The sequence below is a fragment of the Vibrio sp. S457-15 genome (assembly GCF_000960545.1).
GTDB classification, from domain to species: Bacteria; Pseudomonadota; Gammaproteobacteria; order Enterobacterales; family Vibrionaceae; genus Vibrio; species Vibrio parahaemolyticus.
The window spans coordinates 1-411 of record NZ_JYOQ01000010.1; the positions used below are offsets into that span (position 1 = coordinate 1).

General features: G+C 47.9%; 1 protein-coding gene. It reads right to left on the minus strand.

All coding sequences use genetic code 11. The features are described 5' to 3' along the window. A partial coding sequence (locus UF05_RS02585) for a glycosyltransferase (RefSeq protein WP_048852124.1) occupies nucleotides 1–411 on the minus strand: 411 nt, incomplete at both ends.

Genomic DNA, 411 nt, shown 5'->3' on the forward strand with positions numbered 1-411 from the left:
CGCTTCGACAGTTGAACACGGAAACCCTTCTTGCAGAGACGGTAAACAAAACAAGTCTAAGCTTTGGTAGAAGCTTGGCATGTCGTCGACTAAACCAAGAGAGGTGACGCGTTGCCCACGTTTGAGTGTGCGTACCAAATGTGCAAGTTGCTCGCGGTGGCTGCCGTCACCTGCAATCGCAAGGTGGGTATGAGAGTCAAGGGGAGAGAAGGCCTCTATCAGCACTTTATGTCCTTTCACGGTTTCTAATCGGCCTGCTACGCCAATTACGGTTTTATCCTCAGGAAGTCCAAAGTGATTTCTTTTAGCTTGGCGATCACCGCACTGAAACTTTTGACAATCAATACCGTTGTGAATGGTGCACAAATAGCGATAGTTGAGTTTGGTAGTGATTTGATCGGCAACAATGCG